The organism is Nocardia sp. NPDC050413, assembly GCF_040655475.1.
In the GTDB taxonomy this organism is placed as follows: Bacteria; Actinomycetota; Actinomycetes; order Mycobacteriales; family Mycobacteriaceae; genus Nocardia; species Nocardia coubleae.
Map to the genome: position 1 here is coordinate 1 of NZ_JBFAJZ010000031.1, position 1,263 is coordinate 1,263.

Below are 1,263 nucleotides of genomic sequence, written 5' to 3' on the forward strand. Positions count from 1 at the left end.
GGGGCTGCTGCAGGATCGGGTGACAGTGGTTAAGCAGCCTGTCGGACTGCTGGGGACATGATGGTTTCGAATTCGATCGGGGTCAACCGGCCGAGCCGGGCCTGTCGACGTCGACGGTGGTAGGTGCGTTCGATCCAGGTGACGATCGCGATCCTGAGTTGTTCGCGGGTGTCCCAGCGCTGCCGGTCCAGCACGTTGCGTTGCAGCAGGCTGAAGAAGCTTTCCATGGCCGCGTTGTCACCGGCGGCGCCGACACGGCCCATGGATCCAACCATGCGATGGCGATTGAGCGTGTGGACGAATCTCCTTGAGCGAAACTGACTTCCGCGGTCGGTGTGCAGAATGCAACCGGCGACATCACCTCGCCGGGCGACGGCATTGTTCACCGCGGTCACCGCGAGCCGGGACTTCATCCGCGAATCGATCGAGTAACCGATGATCCGGTTGGAGAACACGTCCTTGACCGCACACAAATACAGCTTCCCTTCACCGGTCCAATGTTCGGTGATGTCGCTGAGCCACAAACGATTCGGCCCCTCGGCGGTGAAGGTCCGCTGTACCAGATCGTCGTGGACCGGCGGCCCGGGTTTGCTGTTCTTGCCGCGCCGGGGCTTGCCGAACGCGCTCCACCACCGATTGATCGAGCAGATCCGCCACGCTGTCCGCTCGGCCATCGTTTCGCCGGCTTCGCGGGCCTCGTCAGCGAGGAATCGGTAGCCGAATTCGGGGTCGTCGCGGTGGGCGTCGAACAACGCGTTGGCCCGATACGCCTCGGCGATCTCGCCGGCGGTCACCGGATCGGCCAGCCACCGGTAGTAGGGTTGGCGAGCGAGCTGCAGCACCCGGCACGTCACCGCCACGGGAATCCCTTCGGCGGCAAGCTCTTTCACGAGCGGGTAGAGCCTTTTCCCGGGATCTGCGCCTGCGACAGATACGCGGCCGCGCGGCGGAGCACCTCGTTCTCCTGCTCCAACAGGCGGATCCGGCGACGAGCATCCCGCAACTCGGCCGACTCGCTGCGCGTGGTCCCGGGCTTGTTCCCGTCGTCGACGTCGGCTTGGCGCATCCATTTCGACAACGTCATCGGATGGACCCCGAAATCGGCCGCGATCTGATCCAACGTCACACCGTCGTCGCGGTTGCGGGCGACCCGCACGACGTCGTCGCGGAACTCTTTCGGATACGGCTTGGGCACTGCGACATCCTCTCAGGCTTACCTCTCGGCAAGCCATCTCGGTTGTCACCTACCCCTGCAGCAGCCCC

The 1,263-nt window shown here is 64.6% G+C and carries 1 protein-coding gene; it reads right to left on the minus strand.

Translation table 11 applies throughout. From position 1 onward, the window contains the following. Window positions 1-29: 29 nt before the first annotated feature. A protein-coding gene (locus AB0I19_RS29220) for an IS3 family transposase (RefSeq protein WP_357153310.1) occupies window positions 30-1,195 on the minus strand; the annotation gives its coding sequence in 2 pieces (ribosomal slippage) (window positions 30-908 and window positions 911-1,195; 1,164 coding nt in all). Window positions 1,196-1,263: the final 68 nt, after the last annotated feature.